We start from the raw sequence: 16,905 nt of genomic DNA on the forward strand, positions 1-16,905 counted from the left end.
GACGGAGGTAGCATGTGCTCATTTATTTAAAACCGCTTATTGTGAACATGGCTATATTATTTTCATTCACGTTTAACGCCAATTTGATGTTTCCATTCCATTCAAGAAAAACAATAAAAGTAAAGCAGCAGGTTATTTACGGCTTAGTCAGCGGATTCGGGGCTATGCTTTGTATGCTTTATCCAATAGAGGATTTAGGAGAAACATACTTTGATTTCAGGATGATCGCCATTCTGATTGTCACCCTTTATTCCGGCTGGCTTGCGGGAGGAATCAGTCTGCTTTTTGCAAGCGTGGTCCGCTACGGATTCGGCGGAGAATACGTTCTTATCGGTATGTTGATTAATGCCGCTCCGTATTTTATTGGTTTAACTTTCCGGAACATCTATTTAAAATCAAAGGTTCGCCTTGCCGCAGGTGTTTTCATCATTCTCATTTATTTTTTCCTTTATATTTGGATCGTTTCTTCTTTTATCCCGTTTTTGGATCTCGAATTTTATATGATTTATTTTTTATTTTTCTTTGGGGTTACGATGGCCATGATGGCGATAATTGAAGCTCTTGTCCGTATTAACCGGAATCTTGATAACATGGTATATTTGGATAAACTGACCACGATCGGGCAGATGGCCGCATCCATTGCCCATGAAATCCGGAACCCGATAACAGCTGTCAGAGGATTTATTCAGTTTTTGCAGGAGGATACGTCAGATGAAAAACTGAAAGAATTCTCTCCTCTCATATTAGGGGAGCTGGACCGGACTAATAAAATTATTACGGATTACTTAAAATTGGCCAAGCCTTTTGAGTTTGAGCTAACCAGAGTTAAAATTGACGATCTGGTAAAAGATTCAGTTGATCTTTTAATTCCTATGGCTACCTATGAAAATACGGAGATACAGCTGGAATTAATTCCGAGTAATGATGTTCTTGGCGACGGGGAGCATTTAAAGCAGGCGATCATGAATGTGTTAAAGAACTCCATTGAATCCATCGAACACGGAGGAAAAATAAAGGTCGTTAAAAAACCGGATTACTTTAACGGCAGGGTTGTTTTAACCATTACAGATAACGGCAAAGGGATGACTGAGGAACAGCTGCAGCATATTGGCCTTCCTTTTTACACCACAAAAACGAAGGGGACTGGAATCGGAACGATGATTGCAAGCCGTCTGATTCATGATATGGATGGTGAAATTGAATACAGCAGTAAGCCCGGCGAGGGAACAGAGGTGACCATTACGCTGAAAGCTTTCACAAGCTTGACATAAGTGGTGCGAGCTGCTGATTTAGTACATCGATGAGAGATTCCACTCTTCCTATTCAAGAAGATATAAAGGGAAAGAGGCTGTTTGAAAAGTCCGAAGAGAGAAACCAAAACCCCCTGAACGCTCCATACAGAGCATCCAGGGGGTTTGTTTTTTGCAAGCTGCAGGCCTTTGCTAAGAGCAAGGCTGAAACTGGGCCCTAAGCGCTGAGAAGTCTCAACGCCAAGCAGCCAAATCAGGTAAAAAAATAAAAGGTAAAAGGGCAAGAAGCCCGGAATTAACGGACGGCCCCGTCTAATGTATTGAATGAAAAATCATGCTGGCTAAAAAGAGAAGCGCGATAATATATAGCGGGAACGCGATTTCCTTCGAACGCTTCATAGCCACTTTTAAGATTGGATAGGCGATAAAACCGAAAGCCATTCCATCAACGATGCTATAAGTGAGCGGAATCAGAGCGATGATGAGAAAAGCGGGAAAGCTTTCAGAGAAATCCTGCAAATCAATGTTCTGGATGTTCTGAATCATCAGTCCCCCGATTAAGATCAGGATGGGAGCGATCGCTGTATCCGGTATAAGCTTTATATAAGGCAGAAAGAGAAGCGATGCTAAAAACAGCAGTCCTGTAGTCAGCGCGGTAAGCCCTGTTCTTCCGCCGGCAGATATTCCGGCAGCCGTCTCCACTGTGCTTACAGTCGGACTTGTGCCAAGGAAGCCAGAGGCAATAGCGGATAAGGAATTAGCCTGCAGTGACCGTTTGAACCGGTTTTCCCGGCTGATCATGGACGTATGTCCGTGAACGAGACCGACATTCTCGAATACGATCACCATCGTTAATGAAAAAACAGCAATCCAAAAAGAAAGTTCAGCGATCCCCTCAAAAGAAACGGAACGAAGCACGTTTGCATAGGACTCGAATGCTCCCGTATTACCGGCAGATGATGCCGGAGCACCCGCACCAAAAAGATACGCAATCGCGGTCCCTGCCACGATACTGATCAGGAAATGACCCGGAACACCTTTTGCAAACAAGACAATCGTCAGCAGGAGTGTGATGAGTGCTGCAAGAACGGCGGGGCTTGATAAGTCGCCGAGCTGAACAAAGGTTGTTTTGCTGGCTTCAACCATCCCGGCTTTTTGAAGGCCGATAAAGGTCAGAAAGATCCCAATTCCAACCGTAATGGCTTCCTTCAGTGAAGAAGGAATGGATGCAGATATAATCTCTGTTAATTTTGTAAAAGCGACAGCGGCAAAGAGCAAGCCTGAAATAATCACGACCGCTAAGCCCTGCTGCCATGGAATTCCCATAGACTGGCAGATGGTATACGTAAATAATGCGTTGACGCCCATACCGGGGACAAGAATAATCGGTGTATTTCCGATCAGTCCCATAAGCAGACAGCCAATGAATGAAGCGAGAACTGTAGCCAGCATCCCTGCTTCAAGAGGAATGCCTGCATCTGAAAGAATGGATGCATTCACAGCGACAATATAAATGACGGTCAAGAATGACACAAGACCTGCCAACAGCTCCCGCTTGAATGTTGTTCCATTTTCTTTAAGCTGAAAAATCGATTTCAACAATAATCCTTCCTTGTTTGTCATCCCTCGGCCCTACCCGTACAATCGGCTGCTCGCCGATTCACATTAAGCATTATATCAACTGGAAGATGTTTTTGCACCTTTGATTTTCCTGTTTTGAAAAGAATGTAAAATCTCCGTAAAGAGAAAGGAGGCCGGCAGGGAGTCCTAGAATTAGTAAGGGATGTTCATTTTATTGAAGGGTGTCGTTTCCATGTCTGAAATCCAGCATACAGAAACCAAATCTTTAAAGCTTAAAACTGCCTTGCCTCTCTTTTTCTCTCTGCCTGTCTTTTCATGGGCGCTTTATGATTTTGCAAATACCATTTTTTCATCGAATATGATCACCATTTTCTTTCCCTTTTATTTGGAGGAAGCAATCGGCAGCAGCGAAAAGATGGATCAGATCGCGAGTACTTTTCTTTCCTATGCGAACGCCGCTGCAGGGCTGTTCCTCGTCCTTTTTTCTCCGCTGTTCGGTGTTCAGATTGACAGGTCAGGGAAAAAGAAGGCATACATTATCCGATTCACAGCTGTTACCGTATTATGTACGCTGCTGATGGGGGTATTCGGTTCAGCTGCCATCCCCGGCACGCTATTCGGACTGCCCGCATCAATGGGGATCGTTGTGATTCTGTTTATCATCGCAAAATTCTTTTACTCATCCAGTCTTATTTTTTATGATGCAATGATTACGGATGTAAGTAATGCGAAAAGTCTTCCCCTGATTTCCGGATTCGGCGTCGCGGTAGGATATGTGGGCACACTGGCAGGGCTTTCTATTTATCCGTTTATAGGAGGCCGGGATTTTCATCATGCCTTTATTCCGACGGCGATTTTATTTGCCTTGTTTACGCTTCCGCTCTTGTTCTTTACACACGACCAGCCCATTGAAAGAAAAGGGCCCAAGAAACATTTTATGAGCGGATATAAAGAGATAATAGCCACATTTAAAGATTTAAAGCAATACAAGCCGGCTTTTTTGTTTATGATTGCGTATTTTTTTATTAACGATGCCCTTGCTACGGCCATTGCAATGATGGCGATTTACGCAAAAGCGATTGTCGGCTTTTCAAACAGCCAATTCATTCTATTGTATCTCGTCTCAACCATTACAAGCATCGGAGGCTCCTTCCTTTTTGGCTTTATTACAAAAGCTGCGGGAGCAAAAAAATCGGTGATGATGGTTGGATTTGTCCTCCTCGGCGCTCTGCTGATTGCCGTTGCCGCAACGGAACAGTGGATGTTCTGGATTGCCGGCAGTCTTTTTGGCATCTCACTCGGCGCGATTTGGGTCACTTCCAGAACATTGATTGTCGAGCTGACCCCTGAAGAAAAGCGCGGACAGTTTTTCGGGCTATTCGCGTTTTCCGGGAAGGTTTCTTCTGTCATAGGACCTTTCATTTACGGGACGATTACGCTCCTTCTGTCCGATTACGGAGATTTAGCGAGCAGAGCAGCGCTCGGATCTTTACTGATCATGACGGCAGCAGGACTTGCTGTCCATCAAAGGGTCCGGTATACAAAGCCTTCCTGAATGGATTGAAACAGGCCTCTTCCCGCATATACATAAATAGATTAGCACCCGGGAGGACGTGATAGGAATGGCGCGCAATGCTTGGGGAATCGATTCTGCCAAAAAAGCAGATCAGGATTTATATAATAGTGTGAAAAAATTTTACGGGACCCCTGCCTACTGGGGGCGATATCTTGCAGATGTCCCAGGGGTATCAAGAGGCTTATCAAAGCTTGAGATCAGTTTTATCCACAGCAGGGGAATCAAGGTTCTGCCCATTTATAATATTTTTGATCAGGCTCTTTTGTATGATAAAGGCGCAATCGCTGTGAGAAATGCCGTTTTTCATGCAAAAAGACTTGATATTCCGCAAGGAACCGTGATCTTTGCCAATATTGAACATTTTTTCTCGGTTCAGGCAGATTGGATTGCTGCCTGGGCGGAAAAAATGTCTGAAACAGGCTATCGGCCCGGATTTTATCATGATCCTCTAAAAGGTGATTTCGCTGAAGCCTATTGCGCAGCAGTGAGTAAAAACAGTAAGATCGCCAATCTGAGCATCCTTTGGAGCTCACGGCCTGAAACGGGAACGAGCAAGGAATATGAAGCCCCGCCATTCAATCCGGCCAAGACCACATGTAAAGGAAATGTCTGGATCTGGCAATATGGAAGAGACGCGAAACACTGTCCGATTAATACAAACCTTGCGGATGACAGGCTTCTCAAATATTTATATTAACGCAGAGGTCCTGTTGTGCTTCATCTATTTGCTGAATCGTCCGATATAAAGGCTATATAAGCAAATGGAAGGAAGAACTTGAATGGAATCAAATAAAGGCATTTTGCTGGACAGCGGTACAAATGAATTGGAACTAGTGGAATTTCTCATCGGGGAAAACCGCTTTGGCATCAACGTAATCAAAGTGAAAGAAATTATTCAGCCTGTTCCTGTGACAGCAGTGCCTCACTCCCATCCGAATGTGTCGGGGATCATCGAGCTTCGGGGAGAGGTACTGCCTGTCATCAATACAGCTAAAGCTCTGCAATTGCCAGAAGCCGAACTGACTAGAGCCGATAAATTCGTTGTGACAGAGTTCAATAAACAAAAGCTCATCTTCCATGTACACGGAGTGACCCAGATTCACCGGGTAACATGGGATCATATTGAGAAGCCATCTTCTATGTACCAAGGCCTTGAATCACATGTAACAGGTGTCATTCAGCTGAATGAACAAATGGTTTTAATGCTTGATTTTGAAAAAATAGTTGTGGACATTGACCCGTCCTCAGGTCTTACGTTAGACCGGATCAGAAAACTCGGGAAGCGTGAACGCTCGAATAAAAAGATTGTGGTAGCAGAGGATTCACCGATGTTAAGAAAACTGCTAAAGGAAACGCTCGAAGAGGCAGGCTACACAGAATTGGAGTTATTTGAAAATGGAAGAGATGCACTTGATTTTCTTGAGACTGCAAGTACAGAATCGGAGTCTTTGACTGACTCGATCCATCTGGTCATCACCGATATTGAGATGCCGCAAATGGACGGGCACCATTTAACAAAAAGAATCAAAGAACATCCGGCGCTTCAGGCTCTCCCTGTTATCATTTTTTCCTCTCTTATTACAAATGATTTGCTGCATAAAGGAGAAAAGGTGGGGGCTGCTGCACAAGTCAGCAAACCGGATATCGACGAGCTTGTTGCACTCATCGACCAATATATTTTATAGTAAGGGAAAAGCGGAAGGGATGCAGAGGAAATGATAAGCGAAGCAAAAAGGTTTGCTGAATTCGTCCATCGCGGCCAGGTCCGCAGGCTGACCGGTGTCCCATATTTTGTTCATGTTGAAAACACAGCCACTATTCTGCTGAAAGCCGGGGCATCGGATGAACTCGTCGCAGCAGGCTATTTGCATGATACTGTGGAGGATACGGATACTTCTATGGAAGACATCCGCAGCAAATTCGGTGGATCAGTTGCGGATCTTGTGGCATTCAACACCGAGGATAAGAAAAAGACGTGGGAAGAGCGGAAGCAAGCTACCATCGATCATGCAGCAGGCGCAAGTCTGGAGGAGAAAATGCTCCTTGCTGCTGACAAACTGGATAACCTGCAAAGCATGGAGCAGGGGCTTATAAAATATGGAGATGAGCTTTGGAATCATTTCAGCAGAGGCAAAGAGCAGCAGGCCTGGTATTACAGGAACGTGGCAAAAGAGCTTTTTGCCCAGCTGAAGCCGGAAGAGGTTCCCACCTACTTTTATACATTGGATCGGCTCCAGAACCGGCTATTCTAAAAAGCTCGCTTCATTTTAGGGAAAACATAAAGAAAACCGCGCGGATATCTGCGCGGTTTTTAATAATTTTCTCCGAGTTTCTTAAATACAGGCTTTACGTATGTACGGGACTGGTGCACGGGCTGCGACTTTTGTTCTTCTTTGATTCCCGTATACATTTGCAAAAGCTCTTTCGCTTTTTGGAGGGAAAGGTGAGTTTTGGGATTTCGGTAGGATTGATTTAAAGAACCTAAATGCGGTAGCTGATGAAAATCTTCTTTTGTCGGGGGCATGTGAAAGTAATAGGAGCCTGCACATACTAATACATCAGACTGCTGTTTGCTGAATCTGGGGTTTTGTGAAAAATGGAGACCTTTTTTTTCTGCTTTTCCTTCCGCAATCAGCTTGAGAAGGGCTTTTTTCTTTAAAAAATAAAGAAACTTTGGATTGGTAGCTGTTTTAGCATGACGGTTTACCGTATATATGGCTTTAGCAATATTGTCAGCTGTCATGGTTAAAGAATGTTCTTTCTGTCTGTCCATCATACGATTCTCCTTAATCCGCCAATAAAATTGACTGGTTTAATACAATTATACGGAACCTTAATTAAAAAGCAACTTGGGATCAGACGGAGTCAAGATCCCAACTCTTCTCCCATATATCCCTGCTTTTCCATGTGCTTAAGAAACAATTCAGTATAAAACGGGTCCCACTGGGTGCCTCTTCCTTCACGGAGGATTGACAAAGCTTTGCCGACCGGCATGCCTTTCCTGTATGGTCTGTCGGATGTCATAGCATCATATGCATCGGCCACAGCAAGGATCCGGCCGAATTTAGGTATACTTTCTCCCTTTAGTCCATCGGGGTAGCCCAATCCATCGTAACGCTCATGGTGATACCTCACGCCGGGAATCAGGGGAGCCATTGCAGAGGCGGGTTCCACGTTAGCGAGGATGTTAGCTCCGATTACCGGATGAAGCTTAATTTCTTCAAATTCTTCCTCTGTTAGCCTGCCATCTTTTAACAGTATGCTGTCTTTAATTCCGATTTTACCGATATCGTGAAGCAAAGCGGTTTTTTTCAGGAGGTCAAGTTCTTCTTTACTCATACCCGATTGCTCCCCGATAATAAACGCATATTCTGCGACACGGATAGAGTGTCCGGCTGTGTATAAATCTTTTGCATCCAAAGTCATAGCGAGCGTACGGAACAGGCTCTCGGTAAGAAGGCTGTTGATGCGGTCCTTCGCTTTCAAACCCTCAAGCATTTGATTGTATCCGGCAATCAGAGTAGAAAATTCATCGGAATAGACCTCATTGCGGTATTCGTACTTTCCTTTTTTAACAAGCCTCATACCCTTTTCAAGATTGGCGATCGGTTCTCCGATATCCTTTAATAAAAGAAAGCAGACGAATGAGGAGAAGGCGATGGACATGAACATGACAATCGCAGCCCAGCTCCAGTATTCCTGCGTTAAAGTGACGGACGCTTCTGATAGGTGGACTTGTGTGGCGAGACTGAATAGGAGAAGGGGGAAAATACCGATATAAATGGCGGTGAATAGAACCTTGCTTCTAATCGTCGTATAAATTTTTGATGGCTGGGCCAGATCCTCATTATACTGCATGAGGGCCCTTCTTCTTAAATCGTAAAGCAGGGGCTTTATAGACTTCGTTGTCAGAAAATATTCAATTACACTGTGCATTCCGGCAATCAGGACGGCTCCTACCATCGCTAAAATAATATAGTAGCCGGGAATGCTTAAGTATCCATTCTGATAGAAAAAAGCAGCGGACGTAAATCCCGGGACTGAAAACCCGAGCAAATGGGGTACGTTGATTCTAAGGATGGTAGACAGCGGAAATTTGTGCACGCGGCTGAATGCGTCCCTCATTTCCTCCAGGCTCGAATTACTCATCAGCCCTTTTTTAATCGGTTTAAGCTGATAATTCAATATAAGAATATCCGAAGTAACCATGCAAATAAAGGAAAACAGCATGATGCCTACTAAAAGAAGAATTTCCATCAATGGAATAGCAAGAGTGGAGAATATGAAAACAGACCCGACTCCAAACACAGCGATCAGGGAACCGGAGATATAATTAGTTATTACTTTTTTTAGAAAAACTGAGTAAGTATTCATTATTTCACAACCTTTGGAAGCAATAGCATGATATACCTAATTATACTAAATTCGACATGGATATTCATTACTAAAATAATTAAATAGTCGGAGCTGCCCAAAAAGTCCGTGTTAAAGCTTGATCCCTCTTGATCCGTTTGAGTGTTTTTGGCTGATTTATCCTCCCATCAGCCTATCCGAAGTTGGAGGTGCAGCTGCAAAGTATCTAGACCATTATCTGAGCTGGTTTCAGTTCCTGGATGACATCCGTTTCCGAAACAACTCTAAAACTGTAAGTAAGATGATTGTCGATAGCTGCTTATTTCCGACAGTAGCTGCTTATGATATTTTAAGGTTATCTACATTCAGAGTTTTATAATCCTTGTTCAACAAACGGGGCAGTAATGTTCAAGAAGGAAAAAAATAATTGGGACTAAAAGTAAGAAAAAAAAAGAGACAATGGGTAGGGAAGTTTATGGAATCTATGCTAATTATCTTGCGAGGCAATTCTGGAGTGGAAAAACCACGACTGCGAAAATCCTGCAAAATCATTTAGGCCACGGAACGCTCTTGGTCTCTCAGGATGTCGTTCGTCGTGATATGTTGAAAGTTCACGATAGAGATGGAAATCTTTCCATTGATTTGATCCGCCAAATTGCGGAATATGGTAAAGGTAAGTGTGAATTTGTTATAGTGGAAGGAATCTTAAATACAAAACGTTATGGTGGAATGCTAAAGGACTTAATCCAGTTCTATAACCAAGAAGCATATATTTATTATTTTGATTTATCCTTTGAAGAAACAGTCATACGTCATAATACTCGTGCCAAAAAGATGGAATTCGGAGAAGACTCTTTAAGAGCTTGGTGGAATCCAAACGATTATCTTGGCGTGGAGGGAGAAACGCTATTCACTAATGATATGCTGCAAAACGATGTAGTGAAACAGATTTTAAATCAACTACAAAAGTAATTATTCCCTTTGGCTTCTACAAAAAACGGGTGCTTACGTGGAATTATGGATGGTAAACAAAGGTCCTTAAATCAGGTTCTTATTTTTTATGGTCATTTATCGACAATATTATATAACATAGCTTTTAAAAAAAGCATGAAAAACAATAAAACCGAACGATTACGAAGCTCAATATCAGAGTTTCAAATAATCGTTCGGTTTTTTTATTCGCTAAGTTAAAGCATGTTGTTAGATTTTTTAAACTCTGTTGGCTGAAGCGGGAGCGAGTGTCTGCTAGCTGCAATCACCAGCCAAGTATTAGCCGGAGAGCTTTTGTCCCAGCCTCTTTTACTTTTTCTCTTCATAACTTTTCAAACTGTCCCGTCCATTAAACCGTATTGATTGTTTTTTTTGATTTTTTTTCCTTCAGCTTCTGTATTTTTTCTTCCATCGCCGCCTGTTCACTCAGTTTAGGGAGAGTCAGGGCATAGAAGACGAAGACGAGGAAAATGACAATCGCCATTCCGTAATAGATATAATCAATCGTTTCAATGAATTTAGGAAAAACAACCGCAATCAGCCCTAAAGTAATGGATTGGGCGGTCATCATCAGCGGATCGATCCATCCGCTTACCCTTCCCATTAATTTCGGATTGACAATTTTAGGCATCCATCCGCCGATGGCGATGTTAATAGGGCCAAGACATATTCCAATGAAAAAAACAGCGGTCAGATAAACCCAGAGATGGTCGGTAAAGCCGAGCAAAACGATCAGGGCGGAAGCCGCTAAAATCGGAACAATCATCATCAGATGAGGCTTTACCTTTTTTTCAATAAACGTCGCAATGGCGCTTCCTGCAAGCAATCCGATGCCAAGTGAGATGGCAAAGAAGGATGCGTACCATTCATAATTCTCAGGAGAGAGCTTGTACTTCATTGTAAACATCGGAAGAATGGCGAACCCGCCATTTACGAATCCGAACACGAAAAAGCCAAAGATAATGACAGCCAAGAGTTTGTTTTGAATAATGTAGACGATTCCGTCTTTAAAATCCCTGAAGGAGGTTTTAAAGTTAATTTCCTTCCAGTCAGGTTTTCCGTTGGGAAGGCGGGCGCCTTTCGGTATTTTGCAAGCCCTGATCAATAAAGCGGAAATGACGAAGCTCACAAAGTCAATGACGACGGCTCCATGAATCCCAATCGTTTTATAGGCGATTGCCCCAAGGCCGACTCCAAAAACCATGAAAATACTAAATAGGATTTGGTTTAATCCAGCAGCCTGAGCATATTGATCTTTTTTTAAGATTCCCTGTACAAGGCTGTTTTCTGCAGGGAAGAAAAACTTGGTGACGGAACTTCTCAAAAACAAGATAAAAAAGATAAGGGGAACTGAATTTAAGAATAGTGCTCCGAACAAAACGACGCTCAGTACGGCGCGGATCCAGTCACAATTTTCAGCTACTTTTTTACGGTCGAATCTGTCTGCCACAACGCCGACAAGGAAAAACACAAAAATTGTCGGGAGGGAATACATAAGCTCAGCAAGCGTCGCATAATAGGGCTGGCTGCTGAAATGCTCCAGCAGGTAAAAAGCAAAGGCCATGTTGCCGATGGTCGTACCCATTTGCGAGGAAAGGGCTGCTAAAAAGAGCTTTACGAAATTTGGATTTTTAAAAATCTCCATTCTAACGCTCCTTTTCACCATTAAGTCCATTCATTTCAATGTTATTATAAGTGATTCAGCCTTTTTTTAATATGGAATGTTTGTAAATCTTTTACTGCAATTTCATTTACTGAAGCGAAATGGATACCCGTGTACCGTTTGGAACCATACGCGCCAGTTCAAGAACATCTTTATTATACATTCTGATACAGCCTTTTGAAACAGATTGACCGATGGATGCCGGATTATTTGTTCCGTGAATCCCGTAACCGGCTTTTGATAAGGAAAGCCACATCGCTCCGTAAGGGCCGCCTGGATTCGGCTCACGGTTTACAATGATAAATTCTCCAATCGGAGTATTGTACAATATGCGGCCGGTTGCAATCGGATATTGCTTTACAAGGAGGCCGTTCCGGTACAGCCCCAACTTCTTTTTTCTGACGGAAACTGCGATCCGGTAAGGCGTATCTCCTCCGGGAAATCCTGGAATAACGATGGAGCTTCCCGGGATCAGAACGGAATTTACATTCAGCCTGTTTGCCCGGGCGAGCGCCTCAGGAGTGATCCGGAAATCAGCCGCAATCGAGCGGATGGTTTCACCAGCTTTTACAATATAGGTCATTCTGCTTTCACCTCTCACAGCAATCACTTCTTAAACCAAAATATGCGGAAGGAGATTTTTGTTTCCTGGCGGAAAGAAAGCCTAATATGGGAAATATGGTATAATAAGGAGCAGCTTTCATACAAAAAATTAAGGGTGTTTTTAATGGAAAAAGAAAAATTTGCAATCGTTGATATAGGATCCAATACGATGAGGCTCGTCATTTTTGAACGGGACCAGAGCGGCAGAATGAAAGAAATTGAAAACGTAAAAGCGGCAGCGCGTCTCAGAAACTATTTAAATGAGAAAAACATCCTGGAAGAAGAAGGCATTCTTAAAATGCTTGATACGTTAAAAAGTTTCCAGGAAGTATCCCGGCACCATCAGCTGAAACATGTACACGCTGTCGCTACAGCAGCAATCAGACAGGCTGTCAACAAGGATGACATTCTTTCCCGTGCAAATAATGAAACGGATTTTACCATCAGGCTTCTTTCAGAATATGAAGAGGCGTACTACGGATATTTAGCGGTGATCAATTCCACTTCTATCCAGGATGGAATTACGATTGATATCGGAGGCGGCAGTACCGAAGTCACGCTTTTTGTGAATCGTGAAATGAAAGAATATCACAGCTTTCCTTTCGGAGCGCTATCCCTTAAAAGGAAGTTTGTCCGCGGAGAACTGCCGGATGAGAAAGAATCAGAGCAGCTTGATGCTTATATTCTGGAACAGTTTCAAACCCTTCCATGGCTGAAAGACCGCGAGCTCCCGGTGATTGGAATTGGAGGAAGCGCACGGAACCTTGTTCAGGTGGATCAGGCGCTGAAGGAATATCCGCTCGCAGGTGTCCATCAATATGAAATGTCGATTGAAGATATTCGGAGCACTCTGTCTTATTTAACCTCTCAGTCCTTTGAAGAATTGCAGCGTGTTGACGGCTTATCGAAAGACCGGGCTGATTTGATCATTCCGGCTGCAATGGTTTTCCGGGCCCTGTGCAGTGAGGTGAAAGCAGATACATTCATCATGAGCAGAAAAGGGCTCCGGGATGGAGTATTCTTTGAGGATCTTACACGGGAATATGGAATTAGCGCCTATCCAAATGTGGTCGAAGAGAGCTTTTACGAAATGGCTTCTGATTTCCGTATTGATTTGAACCATGTCATCCCCGTTACGAATATGGCTTTTGATTTTGTTCATTTGCTGGAGAAACAATCCCTTGTATCCTATACGAATAAGGAATTGACTGATTTAAAAAGAGGGGCTTTTGTTTTTAACCTTGGCCAGTATATAGATTCCGAGTCAAGCAGCCAGCATACCTTTTATCTCCTGGCAAACAGGACCATTGATGGAATGTCGCATAAAGAAAGATTAAAAACCGCATTAATCGCATCTTTTGCAGGCAAGGCTGAGCTGAAGCGGTTTTTGCAGCCGTTTCAAGACTGGTTTACAAAAGAGGAGCAGAAAGTAATCCGGACATCCGGGGCAATACTTAAATTTATGTATAGCCTGAACTCTACGAAGAGAAATATCGTGGAATCCCTTGATTTATCGATAACCGGCGGTGTTCTAACGGTGCATGCCATCTGCAGCGCTGACTGGAGACCTGAAGCGTATCAGGCAGAAAAACATAAAAAGCATATTGAAAAGCTATTCAGAATGCCGGTTGAATTAAAATTCAGCTACGCAGAGCATGTTTAATGGCTGATTTAAGGGGTATCTAAAGATTGAATTGGCAAGGTTTATAAAGTTTACACAAATAAAACAATAAATTTACATACTCCCAAAAAAATTTTGGTAAGATAGCAACCAAAGAAAGGCGGCGATTTTATTAATGACTACAGTTAAATATGCAGCAGATCTAAGCAGTCCGGCCTATTATAACAACCGGGAACTCAGCTGGCTTTCGTTTAACGAAAGAGTGCTGGAAGAAGCGATTGATGCCCGCAATCCCTTACTCGAGCGCCTGAAATTCCTGGCTATTTTCAGCTCCAATTTAGATGAATTTTTCATGGTCCGGGTAGCAGGCTTAAAGGACCAAGTGAAGGCCGGATTTAATAAACCGGAGAATAAAGCGGGACTTACTCCAAAAAGACAGCTTTTTAAGATCGCTGAACAGAATCACAGACTCGTCGCCCTGCAAAGCCGCACGTATACAAAAACCCTTCTTCCAGCTCTTAAGGAAGAAAATATAGAATTTCTATCTCTTGAACAGCTCACTTCCCTGCAGCTGAACAGGCTGGAGCAGTATTTTGATGAACAGATTTTCCCGGTTCTTACACCGATGGCGGTGGATGCATACAGACCGTTTCCCATGCTGCTGAATAAAAGCTTAAACCTCGCCATTGTGTTGAAAGATCCGTACACACCGGACGAACTCCGCAGCAAAACGGCTATCGTCCAGGTTCCATCGGTGCTTGAGCGGTTTATAGAGCTTGATCATGACGGAAAAGATCAGTATGTCCTTCTTGAAGAGATCATCGGACATTTCATTTATAAGCTGTTTAAAGGCTACATAGTAGAATCCGTAACCCAGTTTAGAATTACGAGAAATGCGGATATGACGATCCATGAAGAGGGAGCTCGCGATCTGCTGAAAGAAATTGAAAAAGAATTGAAGAAAAGAAAATGGGGGGCAGCCGTCCGTCTTGAATTAAAAAAGGACGGGTATGACAAAAATGTTCTCCAATATTTGCTTCATGAACTGGAAATCCATGAAAAAGATGTTTATGAAGTAGAAGCACCTCTCGATTTAACCTTCTTATTCAGCTTCTTTAAAGAAATATCTTCCAAGTATGATCATCTGGAATATGAAACATTAATCCCCCAGCCGCCTAAAGATATGGTTTCTGAGATGCATATCTTTGATCAGGCTTCAGAAAAGGACATTTTTTTGCACCATCCTTATGAATCCTTTCAGCCAGTCGTCGATTTTATTGCCGACGCTGCCGATGACCCTGACGTATTAGCCATCAAGCAGACGCTATACAGGGTAAGCGGCGGTTCCCCTATCATTGAAGGCTTGAAAAGGGCAGCTGAAAATGGAAAACAGGTAACCGTTCTTGTCGAATTAAAAGCGAGATTTGATGAAGAAAATAATGTTCAGTGGGCGAAGGAGCTTGAGAAAGCAGGGTGCCATGTCATTTATGGAATGACGTATTTAAAAACCCACAGTAAAATTACGCTCGTTGTCCGCAAAAAGAATAATCGCATTGAGCGGTTTGTGCACCTTGGCACAGGCAATTACAACGAGAAAACAGCGAACATGTATACAGATATGGGCCTGATCACATCAAAGAGGAAATTTGGAATCGATGCTACAAACTTTTTCAACTATTTAAGCGGCTATACTGAGAAGCCGGAATTTCATCATTTATCTGTTGCTCCGTTTGATATTAGAAAAGATTTCATTCAGCTGATCGATGAAGAAATCGCTTATCAAAAACAATACGGAAACGGCCGCATTATTTCAAAAATGAATTCTCTAACAGATAAAGTCATTATTATGAAACTCTACGAAGCTTCCAATGCCGGTGTGAAAATTGATTTGATCGTCAGGGGAATATGCTGCCTGCGCCCCGGAATTAAGGGTGTAAGTGAAAATATCCGGGTGCGCAGCATTGTCGGCAGGTTTCTTGAACACAGCAGAATTTACTATTTTCACCATAATGGAGAAGAGAAAATCTACTTATCTTCAGCGGATATGATGACGAGGAATATGGAGAAAAGAGTGGAAATCGCTTTTCCGATATTTGATGGACACATCAAAAAACGGATTAATCGAATTCTTGCCGTTCAGCTGGAGGACAATATGAAATCCAGAGAGCAAAATTCGGAAGGCCTCTACAAATATGTTGATAAATCAAAGGATGAACAAGACATAGACAGTCAGCTTGTCATGTATGGAATGGCTTATGACGTCCTGGAAGATGAGGAATAAAAAAAGTCCGGTTTTTTTTCCGGACTTTTTTTATGGAGAAGACCTTAAAGGATCTTCAGGGCATTCGTACATTCGTATAAAAAGGACGGCATGAATCTATACATGGCTGCTTTTTAAAGTGAACACGGTTAATTCAGGCATGGAAAGGAATCGGAATGGAAGCCTCGTTGTTCCAAGACCCCGATTGACATACAGTTTTCTCGTTCCATATTTATAAAGTCCTTCTGTATAAATATCTGCAAGAGGCGGCGTAATAACCGGGCCGTAAAAGGGGAGCTGAATTTGTCCTCCATGACTGTGGCCCGAAAGCTGCAGATCCACCGGAAAATTCTTCGCTCTGATCCAGGCGTCCGGTTCGTGGGCAAGAAGGATATTATAGGAGTCAGGATGAAATGCACCTGCTGTACGTTCATAATCGGGTCTGCCCAGTATCAAATCGTCTAAACCGCCAATCGTAATAAAGCTCTGATTTGCCAGGCGGATCTTTACTGTTTCATTTTTGAGCACATTGAAGCCTGCCCGGCTCATAATTTCTGAATAGGCGTCACTGCCGTAACCGCCATGATCATGATTTCCGTATACCGCAAATTTCCCAAGAGGCGCTTTAATTTTTTTCATAAGAGGAATGATTTTTTCAGGGTGTTTATAGCTCCCGGGGTCATCCATTAAATCGCCGGTGAAAAACACCGCATCCGGTGAATAGTCGTTGATGATTTCTTGTATATGTTCAAGCTGCCCGAGCGTATAATACTCGCTTAAATGTGTATCACTGAATTGGATCAGTTTCATTCCGTCAAAGCTCTCAGGAATTTTAGGGTCGGCTACCACCAGCTCCTGAATGTCAAGCAAGCCCGGCTCCATATACCTTGCATAGCTGTAACCGCCGATTGAGATGGTAAAACCGGCTGCGGCAAATGAAAGTAGGCTTTTTAAAAATAACCGCCGTGACATTTTTTTCTTCATGCAATCAAACCTTATCTAATTAAG

General features: G+C 42.9%; 13 protein-coding genes and 2 pseudogenes. 9 read left to right on the top strand and 6 right to left on the bottom strand.

Going from position 1 to position 16,905, the window contains the following annotated elements; genetic code table 11:
* Positions 1-14: 14 nt before the first annotated feature.
* Positions 15-1,271, top strand: a complete 1,257-nt coding sequence (locus CEF21_RS09875) for an ATP-binding protein (RefSeq protein ID WP_123915889.1) — start codon at positions 15-17, stop codon at positions 1,269-1,271.
* 291 nt (positions 1,272-1,562) lie between these two features.
* On the opposite strand, the gene CEF21_RS09880 is transcribed toward CEF21_RS09875, so the two are convergent.
* On the bottom strand, positions 1,563-2,873 hold the full coding sequence (locus CEF21_RS09880) for an NCS2 family permease (RefSeq protein WP_123915892.1): 1,311 nt from the start codon (positions 2,871-2,873) through the stop codon (positions 1,563-1,565).
* 190 nt (positions 2,874-3,063) lie between these two features.
* Between CEF21_RS09880 and CEF21_RS09885 the strand changes: the two genes are divergently transcribed.
* The 4 genes from CEF21_RS09885 to CEF21_RS09900 all read left to right on the top strand — a co-directional run bounded on the left by CEF21_RS09885 (position 3,064) and on the right by CEF21_RS09900 (position 6,659).
* Positions 3,064-4,386, top strand: coding sequence for an MFS transporter (locus tag CEF21_RS09885; protein WP_123915894.1), 1,323 nt, complete (start codon positions 3,064-3,066; stop codon positions 4,384-4,386).
* Positions 4,387-4,453: 67 nt separating this feature from the next.
* A complete protein-coding gene (locus CEF21_RS09890) occupies positions 4,454-5,104 on the top strand; it encodes a glycoside hydrolase domain-containing protein (RefSeq protein ID WP_123915896.1) in 651 nt (216 codons plus the stop codon).
* 82 nt (positions 5,105-5,186) lie between these two features.
* On the top strand, positions 5,187-6,092 hold the full coding sequence (locus tag CEF21_RS09895) for a chemotaxis protein (protein ID WP_123915898.1): 906 nt from the start codon (positions 5,187-5,189) through the stop codon (positions 6,090-6,092).
* A gap of 30 nt (positions 6,093-6,122) precedes the next feature.
* Positions 6,123-6,659 (top strand): HD domain-containing protein, encoded by a 537-nt coding sequence (locus tag CEF21_RS09900; protein WP_123915900.1) that lies wholly within the window; start codon positions 6,123-6,125, stop codon positions 6,657-6,659.
* 59 nt (positions 6,660-6,718) lie between these two features.
* Here the strand turns inward: CEF21_RS09900 and CEF21_RS09905 are convergent, their stop codons facing one another.
* Together CEF21_RS09905 and CEF21_RS09910 are read right to left on the bottom strand one after the other, a co-directional pair.
* Positions 6,719-7,183, bottom strand: a complete 465-nt coding sequence (locus tag CEF21_RS09905) for a YkyB family protein (protein WP_123915902.1) — start codon at positions 7,181-7,183, stop codon at positions 6,719-6,721.
* A gap of 89 nt (positions 7,184-7,272) precedes the next feature.
* A complete protein-coding gene (locus tag CEF21_RS09910; protein WP_123915904.1) occupies positions 7,273-8,781 on the bottom strand; it encodes an HD-GYP domain-containing protein in 1,509 nt (502 codons plus the stop codon).
* Positions 8,782-8,968: 187 nt separating this feature from the next.
* Between CEF21_RS09910 and CEF21_RS09915 the strand changes: the two are divergent.
* Together CEF21_RS09915 and CEF21_RS09920 are read left to right on the top strand one after the other, a co-directional pair.
* Positions 8,969-9,139, top strand: a pseudogene (locus tag CEF21_RS09915) (IS1595 family transposase); the annotation flags it as partial.
* 96 nt (positions 9,140-9,235) lie between these two features.
* Positions 9,236-9,732: pseudogene (locus CEF21_RS09920) on the top strand (kinase).
* A gap of 367 nt (positions 9,733-10,099) precedes the next feature.
* Here the strand turns inward: CEF21_RS09920 and CEF21_RS09925 are convergent.
* Both CEF21_RS09925 and CEF21_RS09930 read right to left on the bottom strand, forming a co-directional pair.
* Positions 10,100-11,395 (bottom strand): MFS transporter, encoded by a 1,296-nt coding sequence (locus tag CEF21_RS09925; protein ID WP_123915906.1) that lies wholly within the window; start codon positions 11,393-11,395, stop codon positions 10,100-10,102.
* A gap of 106 nt (positions 11,396-11,501) precedes the next feature.
* Complete coding sequence (locus CEF21_RS09930) at positions 11,502-11,996, bottom strand: L,D-transpeptidase family protein (protein WP_123915908.1); 495 nt, start codon at positions 11,994-11,996, stop codon at positions 11,502-11,504.
* Between the two features lie 144 nt (positions 11,997-12,140).
* Between CEF21_RS09930 and ppx the strand changes: the two genes are divergently transcribed.
* Together ppx and CEF21_RS09940 are read left to right on the top strand one after the other, a co-directional pair.
* A complete protein-coding gene (gene ppx / locus CEF21_RS09935) occupies positions 12,141-13,679 on the top strand; it encodes an exopolyphosphatase (RefSeq protein WP_123915910.1) in 1,539 nt (512 codons plus the stop codon).
* Positions 13,680-13,812: 133 nt separating this feature from the next.
* Positions 13,813-15,918 (top strand): RNA degradosome polyphosphate kinase, encoded by a 2,106-nt coding sequence (locus tag CEF21_RS09940; RefSeq protein WP_123915912.1) that lies wholly within the window; start codon positions 13,813-13,815, stop codon positions 15,916-15,918.
* 96 nt (positions 15,919-16,014) lie between these two features.
* Here the strand turns inward: CEF21_RS09940 and CEF21_RS09945 are convergent, their stop codons facing one another.
* A complete protein-coding gene (locus CEF21_RS09945) occupies positions 16,015-16,881 on the bottom strand; it encodes a metallophosphoesterase (protein WP_123915914.1) in 867 nt (288 codons plus the stop codon).
* Positions 16,882-16,905: the final 24 nt, after the last annotated feature.

Origin of the sequence: Bacillus sp. FJAT-42376, assembly GCF_003816055.1 — a bacterium.
Lineage (GTDB): Bacteria > Bacillota > Bacilli > Bacillales > Bacillaceae > Metabacillus_B.

Excerpts from the sequence above, each read along its gene's own strand:
- CEF21_RS09900 (WP_123915900.1), top strand. The coding sequence starts at position 6,123 with ATGATAAGCGAAGCAAAAAGGTTTGCTGAATTCGTCCATCGCGGCCAG.
- CEF21_RS09880 (WP_123915892.1), bottom strand. The coding sequence starts at position 2,873 with ATGACAAACAAGGAAGGATTATTGTTGAAATCGATTTTTCAGCTTAAA.
- CEF21_RS09885 (WP_123915894.1), top strand. The coding sequence starts at position 3,064 with ATGTCTGAAATCCAGCATACAGAAACCAAATCTTTAAAGCTTAAAACT.
- CEF21_RS09925 (WP_123915906.1), bottom strand. The coding sequence starts at position 11,395 with ATGGAGATTTTTAAAAATCCAAATTTCGTAAAGCTCTTTTTAGCAGCC.
- CEF21_RS09895 (WP_123915898.1), top strand. The coding sequence starts at position 5,187 with ATGGAATCAAATAAAGGCATTTTGCTGGACAGCGGTACAAATGAATTG.
- CEF21_RS09945 (WP_123915914.1), bottom strand. The coding sequence starts at position 16,881 with ATGAAGAAAAAAATGTCACGGCGGTTATTTTTAAAAAGCCTACTTTCA.
- CEF21_RS09890 (WP_123915896.1), top strand. The coding sequence starts at position 4,454 with ATGGCGCGCAATGCTTGGGGAATCGATTCTGCCAAAAAAGCAGATCAG.
- CEF21_RS09940 (WP_123915912.1), top strand. The coding sequence starts at position 13,813 with ATGACTACAGTTAAATATGCAGCAGATCTAAGCAGTCCGGCCTATTAT.
- ppx (WP_123915910.1), top strand. The coding sequence starts at position 12,141 with ATGGAAAAAGAAAAATTTGCAATCGTTGATATAGGATCCAATACGATG.
- CEF21_RS09930 (WP_123915908.1), bottom strand. The coding sequence starts at position 11,996 with ATGACCTATATTGTAAAAGCTGGTGAAACCATCCGCTCGATTGCGGCT.
- CEF21_RS09905 (WP_123915902.1), bottom strand. The coding sequence starts at position 7,183 with ATGATGGACAGACAGAAAGAACATTCTTTAACCATGACAGCTGACAAT.
- CEF21_RS09910 (WP_123915904.1), bottom strand. The coding sequence starts at position 8,781 with ATGAATACTTACTCAGTTTTTCTAAAAAAAGTAATAACTAATTATATC.